14 protein-coding genes and 2 tRNA genes are annotated in these 16,502 nt (G+C 66.7%); 3 read left to right on the forward strand and 13 right to left on the reverse strand.

The window, feature by feature from the left end; translation table 11 throughout:
* Nucleotides 1-28: 28 nt before the first annotated feature.
* The 10 genes from C8K14_RS08980 to C8K14_RS09025 all read right to left on the reverse strand — a co-directional run bounded on the left by C8K14_RS08980 (nucleotide 29) and on the right by C8K14_RS09025 (nucleotide 9,852).
* Nucleotides 29-889, reverse strand: coding sequence for an alpha/beta hydrolase (locus tag C8K14_RS08980; RefSeq protein ID WP_107716418.1), 861 nt, complete (start codon nucleotides 887-889; stop codon nucleotides 29-31).
* Between the two features lie 81 nt (nucleotides 890-970).
* On the reverse strand, nucleotides 971-3,247 hold the full coding sequence (locus C8K14_RS08985) for a TonB-dependent receptor (RefSeq protein ID WP_107716419.1): 2,277 nt from the start codon (nucleotides 3,245-3,247) through the stop codon (nucleotides 971-973).
* Between the two features lie 89 nt (nucleotides 3,248-3,336).
* Entirely contained in the window at nucleotides 3,337-4,170 is an 834-nt protein-coding gene (locus C8K14_RS08990; RefSeq protein WP_107716420.1) for a fumarylacetoacetate hydrolase family protein, read from the reverse strand.
* 35 nt (nucleotides 4,171-4,205) lie between these two features.
* Nucleotides 4,206-5,099: a VOC family protein gene (locus tag C8K14_RS08995; RefSeq protein WP_107716421.1), complete on the reverse strand. Its 894-nt coding sequence runs from the start codon at nucleotides 5,097-5,099 to the stop codon at nucleotides 4,206-4,208.
* A complete protein-coding gene (locus tag C8K14_RS09000) occupies nucleotides 5,096-5,530 on the reverse strand; it encodes a heme-binding protein (RefSeq protein WP_107716422.1) in 435 nt (144 codons plus the stop codon). Before C8K14_RS09000 ends, C8K14_RS08995 begins: the two co-directional genes overlap by 4 nt.
* Nucleotides 5,530-7,056 carry a bifunctional 3-(3-hydroxy-phenyl)propionate/3-hydroxycinnamic acid hydroxylase gene (locus C8K14_RS09005; RefSeq protein ID WP_107716423.1) on the reverse strand — a complete coding sequence of 509 codons (1,527 nt, stop codon included), beginning with the start codon at nucleotides 7,054-7,056 and terminating at the stop codon, nucleotides 5,530-5,532. Before C8K14_RS09005 ends, C8K14_RS09000 begins: the two co-directional genes overlap by 1 nt.
* Nucleotides 7,057-8,289 carry an amidohydrolase family protein gene (locus C8K14_RS09010; RefSeq protein WP_107716424.1) on the reverse strand — a complete coding sequence of 411 codons (1,233 nt, stop codon included), beginning with the start codon at nucleotides 8,287-8,289 and terminating at the stop codon, nucleotides 7,057-7,059.
* A 103-nt stretch (nucleotides 8,290-8,392) separates the two neighbouring features.
* Nucleotides 8,393-9,310, reverse strand: coding sequence for a LysR family transcriptional regulator (locus C8K14_RS09015; RefSeq protein WP_107716425.1), 918 nt, complete (start codon nucleotides 9,308-9,310; stop codon nucleotides 8,393-8,395).
* A gap of 346 nt (nucleotides 9,311-9,656) precedes the next feature.
* Nucleotides 9,657-9,731, reverse strand: a tRNA-Gly gene (locus C8K14_RS09020).
* A gap of 46 nt (nucleotides 9,732-9,777) precedes the next feature.
* A tRNA-Gly gene (locus C8K14_RS09025) sits at nucleotides 9,778-9,852 on the reverse strand.
* Nucleotides 9,853-10,136: 284 nt separating this feature from the next.
* On the opposite strand from C8K14_RS09025, the gene C8K14_RS09030 reads away from it, so the two are divergent.
* Both C8K14_RS09030 and C8K14_RS09035 read left to right on the forward strand, forming a co-directional pair.
* On the forward strand, nucleotides 10,137-11,054 hold the full coding sequence (locus C8K14_RS09030) for a tetratricopeptide repeat protein (protein WP_107716426.1): 918 nt from the start codon (nucleotides 10,137-10,139) through the stop codon (nucleotides 11,052-11,054).
* A 5-nt stretch (nucleotides 11,055-11,059) separates the two neighbouring features.
* Nucleotides 11,060-11,686, forward strand: coding sequence for an LON peptidase substrate-binding domain-containing protein (locus C8K14_RS09035; protein ID WP_107716526.1), 627 nt, complete (start codon nucleotides 11,060-11,062; stop codon nucleotides 11,684-11,686).
* Nucleotides 11,687-11,770: 84 nt separating this feature from the next.
* Here the strand turns inward: C8K14_RS09035 and thrS are convergent, their stop codons facing one another.
* Together thrS and C8K14_RS09045 are read right to left on the reverse strand one after the other, a co-directional pair.
* Nucleotides 11,771-13,762: a threonine--tRNA ligase gene (thrS, locus tag C8K14_RS09040; RefSeq protein WP_062783435.1), complete on the reverse strand. Its 1,992-nt coding sequence runs from the start codon at nucleotides 13,760-13,762 to the stop codon at nucleotides 11,771-11,773.
* Between the two features lie 230 nt (nucleotides 13,763-13,992).
* Complete coding sequence (locus tag C8K14_RS09045) at nucleotides 13,993-15,282, reverse strand: glycosyltransferase family 39 protein (protein WP_107716427.1); 1,290 nt, start codon at nucleotides 15,280-15,282, stop codon at nucleotides 13,993-13,995.
* On the opposite strand from C8K14_RS09045, the gene C8K14_RS22625 reads away from it, so the two are divergent.
* Nucleotides 15,281-15,451 carry a hypothetical protein gene (locus C8K14_RS22625; protein WP_158271888.1) on the forward strand — a complete coding sequence of 57 codons (171 nt, stop codon included), beginning with the start codon at nucleotides 15,281-15,283 and terminating at the stop codon, nucleotides 15,449-15,451. The two genes, C8K14_RS09045 and C8K14_RS22625, sit on opposite strands and share 2 nt — an antisense overlap.
* Before the next feature lie 38 nt (nucleotides 15,452-15,489).
* Here the strand turns inward: C8K14_RS22625 and C8K14_RS09050 are convergent, their stop codons facing one another.
* Entirely contained in the window at nucleotides 15,490-16,500 is a 1,011-nt protein-coding gene (locus C8K14_RS09050; RefSeq protein ID WP_107716428.1) for a cation diffusion facilitator family transporter, read from the reverse strand.
* Nucleotides 16,501-16,502 lie beyond the last annotated feature (2 nt).

Genomic DNA, 16,502 nt, shown 5'->3' on the forward strand with positions numbered 1-16,502 from the left:
GGAACTGCCTTTCAGGTAGATCGAAATGTCAGGCGCAGATGGCGTGCACGAAGGCGATGATCTCATCGGCCAGGCGGCGGTCTGACGTGCCCAGGTGCATGGCCATCGAATAGTGATTGTGGCCCGAGGCGATGTATCCACGCGGCATGGTGCCGTGGCGCGCCAGCCGATCGGCCATCTGGCCCAGAAACTCTGCCTGGAAGCGCGGCGGATCGAATTCGGCAATCGCCACCAGCAACGGCAGCGTGGTTGCGGCCATCGCCTCGCGCGGGGCGCGGCCGTCATAGTCTGGCGCGTTGCCGTAATAGAGCTGGTCCCTTTCATCGAGCGGGGTGTGGCCATATAGGCCCGAGAGCAGCACCGCGCCGCGCGCCGCCAGATCGGGGCGCAGGCGGATCGCGCCGGCCACATGCACGGCGCCGGCAGACGTGCCCACCAGCACGATGCGCTGCGGGTCGCCGCCATGATCGGCGACATGGGCCACCAGCCAGTCGAACGCGGCCAGCACGTCTTCCGATCCGGCGGGCCACATGTGATCGGGCGCCAGGCGATAGTTGATCACGGCGCCGATCATGCCGGCCTGCGCCGCCATGCGGCCCACCGCGGCGTTGGGCCAGGTTTCTGCCCCGCTGCCACCCTTGTCGCCGCGCAGGAAGCCGCCGCCGTGCACGAAGACCAGCACCGGCTTGGGCGCATCGCCGGGCGAGCCATAAAGATCGAGCCGGTGGCGTTCGTGGGGACCATAGGCGAGGTCCACCGCCGCAGCCGGAACCGCTTGGGTCAGCGCCGCCTGCTCGGCATCGAACAGGGCGCGCACCTGGCCTAGCAGATCGGGCGTCAGCGTGGTGCCCATGGCGGCGATTGCGGCGCGGGTGGCGTCAAACGGCATCGATGCTTTCCTTCAAGGGAGCGGATCGCCTGAGAACGTGTTGGCCGCCCCCATCGTGAGACAGGGGCGGCGGGTATCGGATCAGAACTTGCCGTCGAGCGACAGACCCACGGTGCGGAACGACTGCGGGCCATAGATGGCGCCGATGTTGGCCGCACCGCCATAGGGGAAGCTCGATTGATAGAGCGAGGGCTCGTTCACGTTGAACAGGTTGCGGGCAAACACCGCCAGCGTGAAGCGCTCATCAGCGGTGCGCAGGCCGATGCGGCCACCCACCGTCCAGTGCGGACGGAACGTGGTATCGGCCACCGAATTGGCTTCATAGCGGATGCGCGATTTCCACACCGCGTCGGCCGCCAGGAAGCCCTTGAGGTTTTCGCCCAGGTCATGGGCATATTCGCCCGAGACGGTGAACTTGTACTTTGGCGCATAGGCCAGCTGGGTATTGCCGATATCGCTGCCATCGGTGCCAAGGAAGCCCTTGGGATAGGTGGCCTTGGCATAGATGAACCCGGTGTTGAGCGAGAGGTTGCGCGTCACCTTGCCGAACAGGTTGATTTCCGCCCCGCGCGACTTGACCCCGTTGATGTTGGTCTGGACGCACGAGATCACCGCGTTCTGGTCGACCGTGCACTGCTGCGCCTGGAAGTTCTCGATCTTCTGGTAGAACAGGTTGGCATCGAGCACCCAGCTGCGCAGCAGCGTGGCCTTGAAGCCCACTTCGTACGAGGTCGGCACTTCAGGCAGGACGACATAGGGCGCTGCGCCCGACGGCGTGGCGATCTGGCCACCCTTGAAGCCGCGTGCCACGGTGGCATAGGCCATCGTGCGCGGATCGACGTCATACTGCAGGCCGCCCTTCCACGAAACCTTGCCGACGTGCAGGCGGGTATAGCTGTCCAGCGCCGTGCCGGCCGCGTTCTGCATGCCGAGCGAAAGCACATCGTCAGTATAGCGGCCGCCCGCGATCAGGCGCAGTTTGTCGCCGGCGTGGATCGTCATCTGGCCGAACGCGGCGATCGATTCGTCGACCACGCGATAGGCGTTCACCGTGCTGGAGAAGGCCGGGATGTACACGCCCGGTGCCGGGTGGATGGCGACCGACACGGTTTCGGGCGTGCGCGTCATCACCTGGCGCGAATAGAACCCGCCCAGGGTATATTCCACGGTCTGGTTGGCCGGCGACGACAGTCGCACTTCCTGGGTGAACAGGTCGATCGGGCGATCGACCGGCGAATTGTGCACCTGCAGTTCCAGCGGATCGGCGCGGAACACGTTGGATGCCGCGCCATAGCCCTTTTCATGGGTACTGCGGTAGGCGGTGATCGAGGTGAGCGTGAAGGGCGCGAACTGGTAATCCAGCTGGAGCGAGGCGCCGCCGGTCTTGATGCGGTCGGTGTACTGCTCGCTGGTGCAATAGTTGCGGTTGCCTTCGCCCGCCGTCACGCCGCAGCTTGCCAGGTTGGCGGTGACGTTGTCGGGGATCGGGAAGGGCGTGGGCAGCGGCAGGATGCCAGCGCCGCTGGTCTTCACGAATGTGAAGAAGTTGCCGCCGTTGGTGGTGCGGGTGTCGGTATAGTCACCGATCAGGTTGACCGTCAGCTTGTCGGTCGGCTCCCACAGCAGGCGCGCGCGGCCGCCCATGGTTTCGTTCTTGTCATACTGGCCGGTGGTCACGTTGTAGTCCGGCCCCTGGCGCATGTTGCCATAGGCGGCCACGCGGATCGCGGCATTGCTGGCGATCGGCACGTTGGCCACGCCCTGCAGGATCTGGTTGCCAGACTTGGAACCGGCAAAGCCGGCGGCAGAAAGCTCGCTGCGCACGCGCACCGATACCTTGTCGAATTCGGGCTTGTTGGTGGTGATGTTGATCACCCCGGCCGAGGTGGTGAGGCCGAACAGGGTGCCCTGCGGGCCCTTGAGCACTTCGATCCGCGCCACGTCGAACAGGTCGGAAATGTTGGCGTTGCCCTGGCTGACCTGGTCAACCACCACGCCCACCGAGGCCACGGCGCCGGCCGAGAAGGTCTGCGTGCCGATGCCACGGATCGCGCCGCCGCCGCCGGTGTTCTGGCCGGGGGCCGACTGGATTTCCAGGCTTGGGGCAATGCGGTTGAGATCGTTGACGGTGTTGACCTGCTGGCGTTCCAGCTGGTCGGCGCCAGCGACAGTGATTGAGATCGGAACCTCGGTCACCTTTTCGGCGCGGCGCTGCGCGGTCACGATGATGCCGGCATCGGGGCCGTTGTCGGCAGCCTGCGGCGCGGTTTGGGCCAGGACTGATGGCGACAGGGCTGGCGTGGCCAGGACGGAAAGCGAAAGACCGGCAAGCAGCGCGGCGCGGGTGTGGCAGATCATGATGGTTCTCTCCCCAAAAATCGTGCGTTTATCGGTCCGCGCCCGCCGTTATGCGGGCGCGGTCGGCTGGATTGGAATGAAACGGCGGGTCAGATTTCGTCGATGACCGGGTTGGTCAGCGTGCCGATCACGCCCACGGAAATTTCACAGACATCGCCGGCCTTCATGTAGAGCGGCGGCTTGCGCTTATCGCCCACACCGCCCGGCGTGCCGGTGACGATCACGTCACCAGGGGCGAGCGGGGTGAAGGTGCTGCAATATTCGATCACGAACGGGATATCCCAGATCATGTCGCTGACCGGCTGATCCTGGACCAGTTCGCCATTGAGGCGCGTCTGCACGCGCTGGCTGCCAAGGTCCGCCACTTCATCGGGCAGCACCAGCGCCGGGCCGAACGCGCCGGTGGCGGGATAGTTCTTGCCCGGGGTGAACTGGATATTGTGGCGCTGCCAATCGCGCGCCGAACCGTCGTTGAAGATGGAGAAACCGGCGACATGGGCCATGGCATCGGCGCGGGCGATGCGGCGTCCGCCCTTGCCGATCACCACCGCCAGTTCGCCTTCATAGTCGAACCGCTCGGTTTCGCGCGGGCGCAGCAGCGGCTCGCCATCGGCGATCAGGGTATCGGCCCAGCGGGTAAAGATCGCCGGAAATTCCTTCTGCTCGCGCCCGGTCTCGGCCACGTGGGTGGCATAGTTGAGGCCGACGCACAGGATCTTGCCGGGATTGGGCACGACCGGCAGCAGACGCACATCGGCCAGGGCAAACTGGCCGGTGGCAGGCAGCGCAGCCAGGTCCTGGTCGGCCACGTCCTTGAGAAAGGCGGCGCTGCCGGCCGTGCCGAGATCGTGCACGGTATCGCCATCGAGACGGCCAAAGCTGGGCAGGCCATCTGGGCGGCGGAAGCTGATGAGACGAGTCATGGAATCGAAAACTCCGAAAAACGAAAGCGGGGCGTTCAGGCCTGGGCGGGATCGGCTGGCTGCCAGGCGCGGCGAAAGCGGAAGCGCTCTTCGGCTTGGCGCAAGCCGTCGAAATCCTTGTCGGAAATGCCCCACTGGTCGATGCGGTTTGGCGGCCAGGTCCAGTCTTCGGGGCTGCCCGCCCGGTAATCTTCGGGCACCTTCTCCACGGCCGTGGAATATTCGATCACCGGGCCGAACGGCGCGATGTAATAGGCATAGACATTGGCACCCGGCCCATGGCGGCCCGGCCCCCAGGCCGGGGCAAAGCCGTGGTCGCGCATGCGGCCGATGCCGCGCATCACCGCGTCGAGGTCTTCCATCTCGAACGCGATGTGGTTGAGGCTGGAAAAGCCGGCGCGGGCAAAGGCGGTGGAATGGTGGCTGTCGTTGCACCGCACGAACACCATGCCCTTGGTTCGGTCAGACACGCGAAAGCCCAGCACGTCTTCCACGGCATGGCCCGACGCTTCGGCATCGGCGGAATTGAACACGATGTGCGTCAGCTTGACCGGCAGGTCGCGCCCGGTGATCGGTTCCACCTCGGTCGTGTTGACCAGAAAGCGCAGCAACTCGCCCTCGGGCAGTTCCACGATCACGCCTTCGCCGGCGCCCGGATCGGTCGAAACCGTATCGATCAGCGGCCAGCCGCGCGCAGCGGCACTGCTGCGGATTTCGGCCAGTTCCGCCGCGGTGCAGACAAACGTGGTGGAGCGCACGAATTCCGCGTCAGCCTTTTCGAAGGCAACGAGATAGGGATAAGGACCCGAGCCGCGCAGGTAATGGGTATCCCCTTGCACGTCGCCAGGCGCCATGCCCCAGATATCGCGCATGAAGCGGGCCGCGGCGGCCGGATCGGGCAGCGCCAGTTCGATACTGCGCAGTTTCATCGGGTTTGCTCCTGGTTGAAGCCGGCGGCGTGCAGGCCGGCAGTCACGCATTCCTCGTCGCAATCGCCGGTGTCGCCACTGGCGCCCACCGATCCCAGCACCAGGCCCTGCGAACCACGCACCAGCACACCGCCGGGCGAAAAGGCCATGTCGCCCCCCAGCGCCACGGCCACGCTTTGAAAGAATACCGGGTTGCCCTTGGCACGCTCGGCCAGGATGCGCGTATCGGCGCCCATGCCCAGCGCGCCCTTGGCCTTGGCTCGGGCAATCTCCAGCCGAGCAAAGGTGGCGCCGTCTTCGCGGGCAAAGGCGATGGGATGGCCGCCGGCATCCAGCACGATCACCGCTAGCGGCTTGGCCGCGCGGGCGCGGGCGCTGGCCAGCGCGGCGGCGATCACGGCCTGCGCCGCGGCCAGATCGAGTGTGGTCATCATGCGGTCTCCAGAGCCAGGCCCAGCGCGCGGGCGCGGGCCTCGATCAGGTCGATCGCGGTGCCACTGGCCGTGCCGAACACGCAGTGATCGGGGCGCAGCAGCACGGCATCGGCGCCATGATCATCAAGCCAGGCGGTGACCGCGCCGGCATCGTCAAGCGACGCGGCCACCGTGCGCGTGACGCGGGGAAAGGATCCCGTCACGCTGTCATCCCGCACGAACAGACGCCAACCCTGGCCAACCGCGTCATCCAGCTTGCGTCCATCGGCCAGGATCGGCTGGATGAACCGTACGCCTGCACCGGCCGTGCCAGCCAGCACGATACCGGCGGAAATCGCGGGGATCAGGTCGTGCGCGGTTTCGCCCGCCTTTTGCGCGGCGGCGGTACGGATGTCGGCATCGCGCGCGGCCGCCTTGGCCGGATCCAGTTCGCAGATATAGCGGCCGGCCGCCACGGCCGCGCCGATCACCCCGCGCACATGGGGATCGCGTTCGGGCTGATAGCTGGCCAGGATCGCGGGATCGGCGCCATGGTTGACGATCGCGTCCATCTTCCACGCCAGATTCGCCACGTCGCGCAGGCCATGGCACATGCCCTGGCCAAAGAACGGCGGCGTCTGGTGCGCGGCATCACCTGCCAGGAACACGTTGCCGGCCTGCCAGCGCTCGGCCACCAGGCCATGAAAGCGATAGGTGGCGGCGCGCACGATGGTGTGCGGCACGTCCTTCATCCACGCGCCGACCAGCGCGCCAACCTGTTCGGGCTGCATCATTGCCTGGTCGTCTTCGCCGGGCAGCAGCATGAATTCCCAGCGGCGGTGGTTGCCACGGCCGGGCACCACCGTGGCGGGCCGCGCCGGATCGCACATCATCACCGACAGGCGCTGCAGATCGGCATCGGCCGGCACGCCGGTAAGCGCCGGAAACGTGACAGGGCCTTCGACCTCGGCATCGACGACGAGCCAGGGCTCCTCGAACTGAAGATCATCCAGCGCGATGCCCAGCGCCTTGCGCACCGGGCTGCGCGCGCCATCGGCGGCGATGACCCAGCGCGCGGTCAGCGCCTGCTGCGCGCCATCGGCTTCGAACTGCACGGTGACGCTGTCATCGTGCTGGTCCAGCGCGGTGAACGTGGCGCCCAGGCGCAGCGTGATCGCGCCGTTTTCGGCAAAGGCGGCGCGCAGGTGCGCTTCCAGTTCGGGCTGATAGAAGAAATAGTCGTTGGACCAGCCGAACGGCTTGGGCTTGCCCACCGTGCCCATGTAGCGGATCACGCCATGATCGGCGCCCACGTGCAGGTGGCCATCGGTGGCCACCATGTCGGGCAGCACCCGATCGATCACCCCGGCGGTCTGGAACAGGCGCATCATCTCGTGATCGAGATGCACCGCGCGCGGCAGCGGATAGTGGTCCAGTTCCTTTTCCAGGACCACCACGCGCAGCCCGGCGCGGCCCAGCAGGTTGGCCGCGAGTGCCCCCACCGGCCCGCAGCCGATCACCGCCACATCACAACGCTCGGTCATTTACGCGGCCTCGGCAGCGGCGGGCGCCTTGTACAATGCGCCGCCCTTCATGATCATGGAAAGGCGGGCGGCGTCCTGCATAATCGCCACGTCCTGCGTGGGATCGCCATCGACCAGCAGCAGGTCGGCCAGGAAGCCTTCGCGCACCTCGCCCACGGCCAGGCCCATCAGCTCGCCACCCAGGCGCGTTGCCGCCACCAGCGCTTCGGCCGGGGTATAGCCATAGTATTCCACGAAATGCGCCAGATCGCGGGCGTTGCGGCCGTTGGGATTGAACGGGAAGCCATAGTCCCCGCCGATCAGCACCTTGACCCCTGCTGCCTTGAGCGCGGGCACCAGGGCCCGTTCACGCTCCAGCCGCTCGGCAGCGCTGGCTTTCATCGCGCTCATGTCGATATGCGGGGGCGGGCTGGCTTCCAGCGCACCCACCGAAACACCCGGACCCGGGGCATAGAACGTGGTGTCCTTGGCCGCGATCATGCGCGCCACGGCTGCGTCATCGGCGTAAGAGGCGTGATAGATCACCCGCGCCCCGGCATCGAGCGCCAGGCCGATCGCCTCGGGATAATAGGCATGGGCCGCGATCCACAGGCCGGCTTCGCGGCAGGCCTGCCCTGCAGCAACCATTTCCGCTTCGGTATAGAGCACGTGTTGCGCCGTGCCCGGCTTGAGCGCGTCTTCGCCCGACACCACCAGCTTGATCGACTTCACGCCTTGGTCAGCGCAATAAGCCACGAAGGCGCGCATCGCGTCGGGGCCGCGCCCGTTGAACACATTGCCGGTGTCGACGCCTTCGTCGCCTTCGGGGCTGCGCTCGATGGTGGAGGGCACATAGCGCGGGCCGGGGGTTTCGCCGGCGGCGATGGCCGCAGCCAGTTCCGGCTCGATCCCGTCGACCAGGGCGCCGGCCGAATAGAGGCTGGTAAAGCCCTGGTCGAGCAGCACGCGCGCGTTGCGCCAGGCTGCCACTTTCAATTCCTCGGGCGGCAGGATGAACTGGTGATAGATCTTCTCGATCGAGGAGCCCCAGGTCAGATGGGTATGCGCATCGACCATGCCGGGCATCAGCGTGCGGCCTTCACCCTCGATCCGCTGGTCATGGGCTGCGCCATCCAGCGCATCGGCACCTTGGGCCACGTGGGCGATGTGTTCGCCATCCACCAGCACGCTGCCGGCATAAGGAGCGCTGCCGCTCCCATCGAAAATCCTGACATCGCGGATAAGGGTCCGCATCGCTTGCTCTCCCGCGCTGGCCTGGCTCCGGGGTGGCCTGGGCACGCTGGACGCCTATGTGCGCGCGCTTGCTATCGGTGGAAAATACTATCTCTCTATCCTGCTATAGCTCAGGACTATACTTGGATGCCATCACGTCGAGCAGGGCCTGGGCGGCGATCGAGGGTTGCTCGCCATGGCGCAGGCGCACGCCGATGCTGCGCTGGAATGCCGCCTCGCGAATCTCGATGCCGCGCAACACCCCGATCGACAGCTCTGACGCCGCCACCTGGCGCGGCAGCACGGTGATGCGGTCGCTCATTCGCACGATCGCTTTGGTCGTCAGCAGCGAATCGCAGCGCACCACGTTGGCGGGTACTGGCGCCTGCGCGGCGATGAACAGGGCATCTACCTGGCGGCGAAACGCGCCTTGTGCCTCGGGCAAGACCCAGGGCAGGCCCGCCACCTCGCGCAGCGACACGGCCGAGGGCAGGGCATCGTGGCGCCGCCCCACGATCAGGGCAAAGGGATCACGGGCAAAGGTGCGCTCGGCAATGTCGGGTGGCGGGGCCTCCATCTCGGTGGTGACGAAGGCCAGATCGATCTGGCGCTGGCGCAGCAGGTCGATCAGCACGCCATCGGGCCGCTCCACCACGCTCAGCGCGCAAGGGCCGATGCGCGCTTCCAGCCGGCCGATCACGAAGGGCAGCAGGCTGACCAGCGCGCCGGGCGTGCCGCCGATGCGCAAGGGGCCCGCCAGCCCGCGCGACAGATTGTCCAGTTCCTCCTGCGCGCCGATCAGCACGTGGTGCATCGCCTCGGCCCGCTCGGCCAGCAGGTCACCTTGCGCGGTGGGGCGCACCCCGGTCTGGCGGCGTTCGAACAATTGCACCCCCAGCCGCGCTTCCAACTGGGCGATGGCGGCCGATACCGAAGGCTGGGCAATGTTGAGCACGCGCGCCGCTGCCGAGATCGAGCCTTCGCGGCATACCGTGCGAAATGTGAGCAAGGCACGCGGATCGATGCTGGGGCGCTTGTCCATAGCGCCAAGCTATGGGCGCGATCGCCTGGACCGGCAAGGGGCGCCTCAAAGGCAGCGGGACCCCGGGTCAAGCCCGGGGTGACCAATAAGTGGTGGGTGGCGCTGGGTTAGGACATTCCAACACATCGTTACCCCGGGCTTGACCCGGGGTCCCGCTTGATGGCGTGCGGGGGAACCGCGACCAAAGCGCGGCGACGAATGCGATGATGGGAAATGGCAAACTGGAGCGGGCGAAGGGATTCGAACCACGCCCGAAGCGCTGTTGCGCGTAGGGCCAACAAGAAGACTCGAGGGTTCCCCGAAATCTTGGGCCATCGCTGTTGAAATATGCCACGCATGGGCAAACTGGAGCGGGCGAAGGGATTCGAACCCTCGACCCCAACCTTGGCAAGGTTGTGCTCTACCCCTGAGCTACGCCCGCTCGGCGTTTGCGCGGGCCGGAAGCCGGCCGTGCAGGTCTTGAAAACTGGAGCGGGCGAAGGGATTCGAACCCTCGACCCCAACCTTGGCAAGGTTGTGCTCTACCCCTGAGCTACGCCCGCTCTGGCGTTTTCAGTGGGGGGCCGCAAGGGCCATCCCGCTGGGGTGAGGCGGGCCAATAACGGGGGATTGGGGGCGGCGCAACAGCAAAGTTGCATTTTTCCAGACAAACCCGGCGCGCCCTGTGGATGCAGCTGTGGATGGCGATGCTCCACTGGCTGGCCTTGGTGCAGATTCGCAGCTCTTGCTGCACTGCCTCTTGCCGAACCGCCAGGCTTTACCACATGGTGACCGCAGCAGTGCCCGCGCGGCGCTGCACCGGACCGAATGGAAGTGGAGACGCATAGTGGCAAGCCTGGGCCTCAACCTCGACGAACAGAAGGCGGTGGACCGCTTCCGCAAGACTGTCGTCGAACCTTCGATGACCAAGCTCGTCATCCTCGATTTCTGGGCGGAATGGTGCGGCCCGTGCAAAGCGCTCACCCCGGTGCTGGAAAAGGTGGCGGCCGAATATGCCGACAAGGGGGTGGTGCTGGCCAAGGTCAATGTCGATGAAGAGCAGTTCATCGCGGCCCAGTTCCAGGTGCGCTCGATCCCCACGGTCTATGCCATGTTCCAGGGGCAGCCGGTGGCCGACCTTACCCAGGCGCGCGGCGAATCGCAGCTCAAGCAGTATCTCGACCAGATCCTGGCGCAGCTGCCGGTGCAGCCCGGCGCCCTGGGCGACGAAGCGCCGCAGGACGTGACGCCGCTTTTGGCGATGGGCGAGGAAATCCTGGGCGAAGGTGATGGTGAGCGTGCCGCCAGCGTGTTTGCCCAGATCGTGGAAATCGCGCCCGACAATGCCGCGGCCCACGCCGGCCTGATCCGTGCGCTGTTGCTCGCCGGGCACAAGGACGAGGCTGTCCAGGTGCTCGAATCGCTCGATCCCGCGCTGGCCGCCGATCATGCGCTGGACCAGGCCCGCGCGGCCTTGGCCCTGGCCGAAGACGCGCCCGAGGAAGGCGAACTGGCCACCCTGCGTGCCGCCGTAGCCGCCGCGCCTGATGACATGGACGCACGACTGGCGCTGGCCAATGGCCTGTTCGCCGCTGGTGACCGCGATGGCGCGGCCGATACGCTGCTGGCCATGGTGGCGGCCGATCGCGCCTGGAACGACGGCGCGGCACGCGCCCGCCTGCTGCAGATTTTCGAGGCAATCGGCCTGGAAGACCCATGGGTGGCACGCACCCGCCGCAAGCTGTCCACCGTGCTGTTCGGGTGATGGCGATGGGCGGCGCGATCGGCACGGTCAGGCTTTCGATCTTCCCGCTGTCGGGCGCGCTGCTCTTTCCCGGCCTGCAACTGCCGCTGCACATCTTCGAGCCGCGCTATCGCGCCATGGTGTCTGATGCCCTGGCGCGTGATCGCCGCATCGCCATGATCCAGCCCCAGTCGGCGAACGATGGCGCGCCGCTGTTTCAGGTGGGCTGCGTGGGCAAGATCGAGGATGTCGAGGCGCTGGAAGACGGACGCTACAACATCGTCCTCTCGGGCATCGCGCGCTTTCGCGTGCTGCGCGAACTCGATGCCAAAACCCCGTTCCGCCAGGTGGAGGCCGAACTGCTCAGCGATGACCTGGGCGAAGCGTTGAGCGCGGTGGAGCGTGCCGGCTTCGAGCGCGAGGCGCGCAGCTTTGCGGATGCCCAGGGCTATGCCGTGGATTGGGATTCGGTGGCGCGGCTGGATGACCAGTCGCTGATCAACGGCGTGTCGCAGATCGCCCCGTTCGACGTGGCGGCCAAGCAGGCCCTGCTCGAAGCGCCAAACCTGGCGACGCGGTGCGAACTGCTGATCCAGCTGATGCAGTTCTTTGGCCGCCGCGATTCCGATGATGGCGCGGTAACCCTGCAATAAGGCTCTGGCCATGCCCATGAAAAAGGGCGCGCCGGCCAAGCCGACGCGCCCTTTTTCCGTTATGTTTGGTGCCTGGCTGGCGCGTCAGCCGCGCAGGTCGGGCGCCAGGGCATCCTGCTTGATCAGGGCGATGGCCTCGGCCAGCGGCAAGACCTGCTGTGCCTGTTCGCCCAGGCGGCGGATTGCCACGGTGCCTTCCTCGGCCTCGCGCTTGCCCACTACCAGCAGGTACGGCACCTTTTGCAGCGAGTGCTCACGCACCTTGTAGTTGATCTTTTCGTTGCGGGTGTCGCTCTCCACGCGGATGCCGGCGGCGCGCAGCGCCTCGGTCGCTTCCACGGCATAACCATCGGCGTCCGACACGATGGTGGCGACCACCGCCTGCGTCGGCGCCAGCCAGGTGGGCAGCTTGCCGGCGAAATGCTCGATCAGGATGCCGATGAAGCGTTCATACGAACCGAAGATCGCGCGGTGCAGCATGACCGGGCGATGGCGCTCGCCATCTTCGGCGATGTAGCCGGCGTCGAGCCGTTCGGGCAGCACGCGGTCAGACTGGATCGTGCCGACCTGCCAGGTGCGGCCGATCGCGTCGGTCAGGTGCCATTCCAGCTTGGGCGCATAGAACGCGCCTTCACCGGGTAGTTCTTCCCAGCCATATTCGGGCGTGGCGAGGCCGGCGGTGGCGACCGCATCGCGCAGTTCGGCCTCGGCCTTGTCCCACATCTCTTCGCTGCCAAAGCGCTTTTCCGGGCGCAGGGCGAGCTTGATCGAATAGGTGAAGCCGAAGTCCTTGTAGATGCGGTCGGCCAGTTCGCAGAACGCGCGCACTTCGTCCACGATCTGGTCTTCGCGGCAGAAGATATGCGCGTCGTCCTGGGTGAACTGGCGCACGCGCATCAACCCGTGCAGCGCGCCATGCGGCTCGTTGCGGTGGCAGCAGCCGTTTTCATAGAGGCGCAGCGGCAGTTCGCGATAGGACTTGAGGCCCTGGCGGAAGATCAGCACGTGCGCCGGGCAGTTCATCGGCTTCAAGGCCATCCAGTCGGCCTCGCCGCTGATCACCGGGCCCTCATCGTCGGTGTTTGGCACCTCGTCGGGGATCACGAACATGTTTTCGCGATACTTGCCCCAGTGGCCGGATTGCTCCCACTGGCGTGCGTCCATCACCTGCGGGGTCTTGACCTCGCGATAGCCGGCGCCGTCGATCGCGCGGCGCATATAGGCTTCCAGCTCGCGCCAGATGCGATAGCCCTTGGGGTGCCAGAACACCGAGCCGTGTGCTTCGGCCTGCAGGTGGAACAGGTCCATCTCCGCGCCAAGCTTGCGGTGGTCGCGCTTGGCGGCTTCTTCCAGGCGGTGAAGGTGCGCATCAAGCTGCTTCTTGTTGAGCCAGCCGGTGCCATAGATGCGGCTGAGCATCGCGTTCTTCTGATCGCCACGCCAATAGGCGCCCGAGACCCGCGTCAGCTTGAAGGCATTGGGATCGAGCTTGCCGGTGGAGGCCAGGTGCGGGCCACGGCACATATCGAGCCAGTCGTTGCCCGACCAGTAGACCGTCAGCTCCTCGCCCTCGGGCAGTTCGGCGGCCCATTGCGCCTTGAACGTTTCGCCCTGCTCGGTCCAGCGGGCGATCAGGTCGGCGCGGCTCCAGGCCTCGCGGCGCAGCGGCTTGTCGGCGGCGATGATCTTGCGCATCTGCGCCTCGATCGCCGGCAGGTCTTCCTCGGTAAACGGGCGGACCGGCGCAAAATCGTAATAGAATCCATCGTCCGTGGCCGGGCCGAAGGTGATCTGGGTGCCGGGGAACAGCGCCTGCACCGCTTCAGCCAGGACGTGGGCATAGTCGTGCCGCACCAGTTCCAGCGCGTCGGCCTCGTCGCGCGCGGTGACGAGCGCGAGCTGTGCGTCGCCTTCGAACGGGCGGGTGATGTCGAACAGCTCGCCGTTCACGCGCGCACCGATCGCGGCCTTGGCCAGGCCGGGGCCGATCGCGGCGGCAATATCGGCCGGCGTGGTGCCCGGCGCCACTTCGCGCAGCGAGCCATCGGGCAGGGTGATCTTGAGCAGGTCTGACATCGGATCTCTCTTACGGGATATGGCGCGGGCCATGGCACAAGTGCCGCGGCGGAAAAAGGGGCGGCATCTGGGGTTTCGCGTGATCCGGGAGGAAGATGCCATTCCGCCCGAACCGGGGCGGTGGCTTCGCGCAGGCGCCGGTCAGGCGCGCAGGCGATTCCACCCCCGGCAAGCCGGGGTGGTGGTAGTGAGCGTGCAAAGGCAAACCGCCGGGTGCATGGCCAGCGCCTTTAGCGCAGCGCGGCGGCTCTGTCACGCGCCAGCAGCAGCCGCGCGATCAGCCAGGCGGCCATGATGCACACGAACGGCATGGCCGGATAGTGAAAGCGCGATTGCCCGGAAAAGACCACGGCGATCAGGCTGGGATAGGCGGCAATGCCATAGGGCAGCAGCCACCAGTCGACCAGGCCAAGACCGGCGCGGCGGCGGGCGCGGATCATCACCGGAAAAGCCGCCACGAACAGCGCGAGCAGCGCCCAGTACCAGGCCTGGTTGGCCAGGCGCAGCGCCAGAAAGGCGTGGGGCGCAGCGGCAAAGGCCCAGGAGCCGGTTTCATAGGCCCACTGCCCTTCGCCATCCGGGCCCCACAGGCGCACGAACTTGGCCGGCATCAGCGCGATGAAGCGCGCCGGGTGGGCCTTGATCCAGGCCATGCCCAGTGCCTTGGCCTGCGCATCATAGGCCAGTTCCGACAGGTCGGTACGGGCGTCGAGCGCCTTGACCACCGCGTCATCGGGGGTGAACGTGCCGCGCGCGCTATCGTTGTTGCCGGTCAGCAGGGTGATGCCGCCGTTGGTGGAAACAAACACCCAGGCGCCCAGCGCGCGATGGTTGCGCACGGTCCAGGGCGTGATCACCAGCAGGGCGGCGGCGCCGATCACCAGGCCCTGGCCGACAATGCCGGGCAGCCGCTGCCGCAAGGCTGGCGCGCGCAGCCAGGCGATACCCAGCAGCAGCGGCGCCAGGATCAGGCTTTGTGCCTTGACCAGCGTGGCGAGGCCCAGCACCATACCCGCGAGGATCGTCCAGCCCCACCCGCTGCGCGCCACCACGATCCAGCACAGCGCCAGCAGCAGCGTAGTGTAAAACACCTCGGTCAGCGCCAGCGGCACATAGAGCACGGCATTGGGATAGACCGCCCAGAGCAGCAGCGCGATGCGCCCCGCCGCCTCGCTGCCACCCAGCCGCCGCCCGAGATCGAGCGTGAACCAGCCCGCTGCCGCCGAGAGCGCCAAATTGAACAGGCCGACCGCCCAGATCGACGGACCGGAGATGCGCAAGACCAGGCTGAGCGCCAGTGGCCAGCCCGGCGGCCAATAGGCCGTGGGCGCGCCATGATCGCCCAGATAACCCCGACCCTGCGCCATCATCGCCGCGCGCGAGAAATACCAGGCGGCGTCGGATGTCGGCTCCACCGCCGCCAGAATCGCCAATGCGCGCAAGCCCAGTGCCAGCGCAAACAGCACGATCACCGTGCGGCGCCCATCCGCCAGCCAAGCCCAAGCTCGATGAAACCCCATGACCCTGACCTACAACGCCAGCGTTAAAAAAGCCCCATCGTCTTCAGAGTTGGCGAAAATCACCCAACCTCCGTTCGCCCTGAGCTTGTCGAAGGGCATCAGCGCTGCGCTCGACTTCCTAGGGGCTTCGACAAGCTCAGCCCGAACGGGTTTCAATGTTGCGCCATGATCCCGTTCGCCCTGAGCCTGTCGAAGGGCGCGCCGGCCCTATCCCTCGGCCGGCCCACCCTGCACGGCGAGAGCCGGGCTTTCGCCGTTGGGACCGGGCGCCAGCAGGTCGGTTGCGCCAAGGCCTGCTTCATCGACGTGGCCTTCGGGATCGGGATGGATCAGCACTTCCACGCCGGGAAACTCGGCCATCAGCTGCGCCTCGATCTCGTCCATCACGCGATGGGCCTGGGCCACGGTCATCGTGCCATCGACCCAGACGTGGAACTGCACGAAATCACGGTTGCCGCTGGTGCGGGTGCGCAGGTCGTGCAGGCCCTTGAGCTCGGGATGCTGGGCGACCACTTCGAGAAAGCGCTCGCGCTTTTCGATCGGCCATTCGTGGTCCATCAGCTGATCGACGGCCTCTTGCGAGGCGTTCCATGCACCCCACGCCAGCCAGAGCGCGATGCCAAAGGCAAAGACCGCGTCGGTGCCGGCAAGATGCAGGTAATGCTCGATCACCAAGGCGGCGATCACCGCCAGGTTGAGCAGCAGGTCTGACTTGTAGTGTACGTTGTCGGTGCTGATCGCCAGGCTGCCGGTGCGCGCGATGACCATGCGCTGGTAGGCGAGCAGGGCGATCGTTGCGCCCATCGCGATCACCGAGACGACGATGCCCGATTCGGCCTCGATCGCCGGGGCGCCGGCCAGGAACTGCGTCACCGCGCGCCACGCGAGGCCGAGCGCCGAAAACGAGATCAGGATGACCTGGAACAGCGCCGCCAGTGCCTCGGCCTTGCCATGGCCGAAGCGGTGGTTGTGATCGTCGGGCATGGCCGCGATCCACACGCCCAGCAGCGTGGCCAGGCTCGCCACCAGATCGAGCGCGGTATCGGCCAGGCTGCCCAGCATGGCGAGCGAGCCCGATTGCACCACCGCCCAGCCCTTGAGCCCGAGCAGCAGGAGCGCCACCGCACTGCTGGCCATGGCCGCGCGGCGATTGAGGTCTGCGTGGGTGGCGGTGGCGGGGCCAGGGGTAGGGGCAGGGGCGGGGGCAGTCTGGGTCATCC

Source organism: Novosphingobium sp. GV079 (assembly GCF_003058045.1).
Taxonomy (GTDB): domain Bacteria; phylum Pseudomonadota; class Alphaproteobacteria; order Sphingomonadales; family Sphingomonadaceae; genus Novosphingobium; species Novosphingobium capsulatum.